The organism is Hyphomonas sp. (genome assembly GCF_040882205.1).
GTDB lineage: Bacteria > Pseudomonadota > Alphaproteobacteria > Caulobacterales > Hyphomonadaceae > Hyphomonas.
Map to the genome: position 1 here is coordinate 1 of NZ_JBBEBT010000124.1, position 5356 is coordinate 5356.

3 protein-coding genes are annotated in these 5356 nt (G+C 65.6%); all 3 read left to right on the plus strand.

The genetic code is table 11. The features are described from left to right. Positions 1-134: 134 nt before the first annotated feature. On the plus strand, positions 135-860 hold the full coding sequence (locus WEA77_RS04780) for a nucleotidyltransferase family protein (RefSeq protein WP_368066722.1): 726 nt from the start codon (positions 135-137) through the stop codon (positions 858-860). After that, positions 850-3912, plus strand: coding sequence for a double-strand break repair protein AddB (gene addB, locus WEA77_RS04785; protein WP_368066723.1), 3063 nt, complete (start codon positions 850-852; stop codon positions 3910-3912). Before WEA77_RS04780 ends, addB begins: the two co-directional genes overlap by 11 nt. Continuing rightward, positions 3905-5356, plus strand: a 1452-nt coding sequence (locus WEA77_RS04790; RefSeq protein ID WP_368066724.1) for a UvrD-helicase domain-containing protein, incomplete at its 3' end; no start/stop codon positions are given. The genes addB and WEA77_RS04790, both read left to right, overlap by 8 nt.

Sequence of the window (5356 nt, forward strand, 5' to 3'; positions counted from 1 at the left end):
GACGGCAAGCCGCGATACTGCGACTTCCAGCCACGCCAGCTGCAACTGCTGGCGCGCAATCTTTCGCACCCCTCGCTGGCGGGCATGGCGGCGTTCGTGCGTGAGACGACACCGTTTGTCTTCGAGGTGCGCACATGAGCGTTACGGTGCCGCATACTGCGATGGTGCTTGCTGCTGGCCTGGGCACGCGAATGCGGCCGCTGACCGATACGACGCCGAAGCCGCTGCTGAAAGTGCGCGGCAAGGCGCTGATAGACCGGTTGCTCGATCCCCTGGTTGCAGCGGGCGTGAAGCGTATCGTGGTCAACTCGCATTACCTTGCCGATCAGATCGATGCGCATGTTCTGGCGCGGACAGACGTGAATGTTGTCCTCTCGGACGAGCGCGGCGATGTGCTGGAGACCGGCGGGGCGATAGCAAAAGCGCGCGGCCTTTTAGGCGATGATCCAATCTATGTGCTGAACACCGATGCCTTCTGGGCGCCCGAGTCCCCGGAGCCTTTCCTTGCGCTAGCCAGGGCATTTGATCCGGCGGCGGAGGATGAGCGATTGCTGATCGCCGATACGGGGCAGGCGCTGGGCTTTGACGGCGCCGGCGACTTTTTTCTCCAGGGCGGGGACCGTCTCATACGGCGCGGCCATACGGCATCAGCGCCCTGGGCCTATGCCGGCGTACGGATCATGCGGCCTCAGCTTTATGACGGCATGGCTGTGGAACGCTTTTCCGCGCTGAGAATATGGGATGAACTCATTCCGAAGGGACGTCTGGCGGGGCAGAAGCTGGACCGGTTCTGGCTGCATGTGGGCGACCCGAATGCGCTGGCGGACGCCGAGATGTGGATTGCCTGCCATGGGGGCTGACGCCCGGCCTTTCGGCGCTGGCGCCCAGAAGGTCTGGACCATTCCTCCCGGCACGGACTTTCTCGGCTCGCTGGCGCGGGTTCTCGCTAAAACCTTTGATCTCAGGAACAAGCCCGACGCGCTGGCTGATGCGATCATCTATGTCCCGAACCGCAGGTCGGCGCGCGCGCTGACGCTTGCATTGTTTGATGCGCAGGGCGCCACCGGCACACTCTTGCCGCCGGATATCCGGACGCTGGGTGACCTCGAATCCGGAGAGCCGCCGCCCGTGGCCGAAGCGGCGATTGCCGCGCTGCCGCCGGTCTTGTCGCCTGCAGCGCGCCTCGGGGTTCTGGCGCAGCTGACGGCGCGTTTCTATGCGAGCGAGTATGGCCGAACACTGCCGCCCGCGTCCGCATTGTCAGCGGCGCGCGAACTTTCGCGGCTTCTGGAGCAGGCAACGCTTGGCGAAAAGCCGGTCGAGTGGAGCGAACTGGAAACGCTGGTCGAGAACGCAGATCTTGCCGTGCACTGGGCGAACTCAACCTCGTTCCTGTCGATCATCACAGCGATGTGGCCGGCCTGGCTGCGTGAGAGCAATGTCGGCGATCCGTACCAAGAGCGCCAGCGCGCGGCGGACGCGCTGGTTGCGGCCTGGGCCGTCAGTCCGCCGTCATCGCCGGTGGTCATTGCAGGCTCAACCGGGGCGACGACTTCCGGGCGCACGCTGATGAAAGCGGCGCTGGATCTGCCGCTCGGGCTCGTGGTGTTTCCAGGTCTTGATACGGATCTTAATGACAGGACGCTGCAGGCCGTTGCCGGCGCGCCGAGCCATCCGCAGTTTGCGCTTGTACGTACACTGAGGGCGCTGGGGATTGCGCTCGGTGATGTGGCGGAGTGGCCAGCCTCAGACGGCGCGCCGCGCTCGCCCGCCCGGCGGCGCCTTGTCTATGAAGCGCTGGCGCCGGCCGACGACACGGCGGACTGGCGCGAGACGCTTGAGGAACTTGCCGCGAGCGGGCTCACCACGCCGGCCGGGTTTGCGCGTGATGCGCTGACCGGGCTCTCGGTGATTGAACTGCCGAACGAGCCGTCTGAAGCCGAAGCGGCTGCCTTACTGCTGCGCGGCGTGTTGCAGGAGCCGGGTGCGACAGGCGCACTGGTGACGCCGGATGCCGGGCTCGCGCGGCGCGTCGGCGCGTTGCTGGAACGATGGGGCATCTCGGTACCGCCCTCAGCGGGACGGCCGCTGGGTCGCACGCCGGCGGGAAGTCTGATCTCGCTTTGCGCCCGGTGGGCCGTTGATCCGGCAGATCCGGTGACCCTGTCGGCGGTGCTGAAACATGCCTTTGTGCGCAACCGGGACATGGGAGGTCTTCTGGACCTGCATTTCCTGCGCGGGGCCCGGCGCTGGCGGACGCTTGAGGAACTGGCGCTCCGGATTGAAGAGAAGTTCGGCGAGGAACGCGTTCCCGCCTTCACGAAGGAAGATGCGGCGCAGGCAGCGGGGCTCATCCGTGAACTGGCTGTTCTGATTGCAGAGGCCGGCGCGGATTTTTCGGCGGCGCCTGATATCGGCGTTGCCGAGGGCGCGCAGCGGATTGCCGCGCTGGCGGGTGCGATCAGCGAGACGCCGCTGCCTTGGGCCGGGGAAGACGGCGCTGGCGCGTCCAAGCTGCTGGAAAGCATCCGCGAGATGGGCGAGTTTCTCGGCAAGGTCGCGCCGCGCGATATTGCCGAACTGGTCGAGACCGAGTGCGCGACCCTGACGGTGAGCATGGGGGAAGCGGAGCATTCGCGGCTGAGCATATGGGGACCGCTGGAAGCGCGCCTGCAGTCGGCTGACCTTGTCGTGCTGGCGGGGCTGAATGAGGGCGTCTGGCCGGAGAAGACGCCGCCGGATGCATTCCTGCCGCGCCGGTTCCGGTCGCCGCTCGGATTGACGGACCCGGACGAACGTCTCGGCCTTTCGGCGCATGACTTTGCGCAACTTGCGTGTGCGCCGCGCGTGGTGATGCTGTATTCGGCGCGGCGGGAGGATGCACCGGCGGTTGCCTCGCGCTGGGTATGGCGGTTGCGGACGCTGGCAAAAGGCGCGCTGTTTGACGCGGCGCCGGGGATACTTGCCGGAGAGCACGGCGCGCTTGCGGACTGGGTGCGACAGGTTCAGTCAGCCGGGCTCGGAACGCTGGACGCGGGTTTCAATGCCGAGCCGCGACCGACGCGGCGCCCGCCAGCCTGGCCGAAGCGGTTGTCGGTGACACGGGTCGACCGGTTGCAGCGCGACCCTTACTCGATATGGGCCGAATCCGTTTTAGGGCTACGCGTGCTCGATCCGATGAACGGGCCGATGCAGCCGAACCTGAAGGGCACGGCCGTGCACCGGGCCGTCGAGCTGTTTGACGAGGCGGGCGCGGAGAAGTCTGCCGCGAATCTCGTGCATCTTTTCGGTGAGGAATTGCGAAAGGCAGGCGAGACAGACGCCGACTGGCTGAGCCGCAAACCTATCTGGGAAGATGTAGCGGCGTGGTTCGTAGACTGGCGCACGGGGCGCGACATTTCTGGCGGCAAGAAGCTCGAAGTCAGCGGCGAGCTGACTTACAAGATTGCGGGGGAGGACTTTGTGCTTTCGGCGCAGGCGGACCGCATCGAGATCGGCGCGACAGGCGAGATCACGATCGTGGATTTCAAGACCGGCAGCGCGCCTTCGGACAAGATGGTCCGCAGCGGGTTTGACCAGCAGATGCCGTTGCAGGCGCTGATCGCGATGAAGGGCGGCTTTGAGGGCGTGCGGTCGGCGCCGGTGGCGGCGCTGGAATATGTCGAGCTGCGCGGAAAATTTGGCGCGCGCACGATTGGTCCGGGCAAGGACGGTGAGTTGACGCCGCAAAAGATGGCAGAGCGCGCGGAAGAGGGCACGCAGCGCCTGATTTCTGCCTACAGGGCGCCGGACGCCGTATACGCATCGGCGCCGCGTGTGCAGTTCGTGAAGTATGATTACGGGTTCAACCTGCTCGCGCGCCGGGCGGAGTGGACGAGTGACACATCGGACGGGGAGGGCGGCAGTGACTGATGCAGCCCACGCCGCCGCGCTGGAAGCGGCCACCGCCGCGCAGGCGCTGGCCGCGAATCCGAACCGTTCCGCCTACGCAACTGCCAATGCGGGCAGCGGCAAGACGAAAGTACTGATCGACCGGGTTGCGCGCCTGCTGCTGCGACGGCCCGATGGACGGCCGGGCGCAAATCCGGATTCGATCCTCTGCATTACCTATACGCGCGCTGCGGCGAGCGAGATGCTGACGCGGCTGTTCGAAACGCTCGGGCGCTGGGCGGTGATGGAGGACGATCCGCTGAGGCAGGCACTGGCGCGGCTCGAAGAAGCTTTGCCGGAGAACTATGCGCTCGACCAGCTGAAGGCAGCGCGGGCCCTCTTCGCCCGCGCTCTCGAGACGCCGGGCGGACTGAGGATCGAAACCATCCATGCCTTCTGTGCACGGATATTGCGGCGTTTTCCGCTGGAAGCGGGTGTGATGCCCGGGTTCACCGAGTTGGAAGAGGATGAGGCGCGCGAAATCTGGCAGACCGCGAAGCGCACGGCCATCCTGAGGGCGGCGGAAACGTCGCCGGTAAGTCTGGCGCTTCTGGCGCGCGAAGCGGGCCGGGACGGCGCCATGAGCGCGCTCGATGCGCTTAAAAGTGCGGGCCGGTCGCTGCGCGCGTTTGCCGGGTTGCATGGAGATCACTGGCCGGCGATGGAGCAAGCGCTGCGCGCGGTCATCAGACCTCCCGAAGCTACGCCGGATGAGCTGATCGAGCGCGCGATGGGGCCGGATTTTCCGGTTGCAGGCATCCGGTTCGCAATTGCGGCGCTTGACGGCGGCAAGGTGACCGATGGCAAGACGGCGGACCTGCTACGCGAAGTTCTGTCGGTGAGCGCGGCACGGGAAAGGTTTGATCTCTATACGTCTGTTTTCCTGACTTCAGCTGGCGAGGTTCGCAAGAAGGGACCCTATACGAAGGGCGTGGCCGATGCTGCGCCGCTGGTCGCTGAGTTGTTCGCTATCGGTGACAGTAGCGGCACCGAAACGCAGCGTATCCTTGCACTGCTGGATGATCTGAAGCGCGCTAAGTCCTTTGCCCGCACGAAGGCGCTCATGGAACTCGGGCTCCCGGCGCTGGCGGACTATGCAGCCGAGAAGACCAGGCGCGGCGCGCTTGACTTTGATGACCTGATCGAGCGCACGCGGGACATGCTGGCTTCGGAAGGTCTTGCAAGCTGGGTACTTTACAAACTGGACGGCGGGCTGAGCCATGTACTGCTCGACGAAGCACAGGATACGAGCCCGGCGCAGTGGGAACTCATCCGGGCGCTGACGCAGGAGTTCACGGCCGGGCAGGGGATTGAACGGCTGCGCGATCCGCGCACGATCTTCATGGTAGGCGATGAGAAACAGTCAATCTACTCCTTTCAGGGGGCTGATCCGGCGCGCTTCCTGAAGGAGACACAGGCGCTAACG